We start from the raw sequence: 572 nt of genomic DNA, 5'->3' as shown, positions 1-572 counted from the left end.
TCAAGGTTCAATGTTTAAGGGTTTCGGGGTTTAAACGTTTGAACGTTTCGGGGTTCTTTTTAACTGAGTTGGAGGATATAAAACCAATTAAGCGATTAACAATGTCGACAATTACAAATTTTGAGGATTTAGATATTTGGAAGGAAGCCCGTGAATTATGCAAAGACGTTCGGGATCTTATCTATAAAAACGATCAGTTCTCGAAAGATTTTGCATTGAGAGATCAATTAAACCGGTCCGTTGGTTCTGTTATGGATAATATCGCAGAAGGATTCGGGAGAGGAGGGAACAAAGAGTTTATGAACTTCCTTTCCTACTCAATGGGGTCTTGCTTTGAAGCCAAATCACAAATATACCGGGCCTTCGATTTTCAATACATCACTCCAACAGAAAAAGATAGCATGATAAAAAAAATAGAAATATTAAGTTTTAAGATAGTTGCTTTCATGAAATATCTAAGAAGCTCAAACATCAGAGGCCCCAAATACAAAACTCATAATCCGGATAAATAATGAACTGAGAGGTTTCGCCACATTCAACTATTTTTGGCTCAAACATTGAAACATCGAAAC

1 protein-coding gene is annotated in these 572 nt (G+C 36.2%); it reads left to right on the top strand.

Features of this window, described 5'->3' with window-relative positions:
* A partial coding sequence (locus tag B3Z75_RS00705) for a four helix bundle protein (RefSeq protein ID WP_294066619.1) occupies positions 1-512 on the top strand: 512 nt, incomplete at its 5' end.
* Between the last annotated feature and the right edge of the window lie 60 nt (positions 513-572).

It is taken from the genome of Proteiniphilum sp. UBA1028, from assembly GCF_002316955.1.
In the GTDB taxonomy this organism is placed as follows: Bacteria; Bacteroidota; Bacteroidia; order Bacteroidales; family Dysgonomonadaceae; genus Proteiniphilum.
The sequence above is the reverse complement of the archived record's forward strand: the minus strand, read 5'-3'. Positions and strand labels throughout refer to the sequence as shown.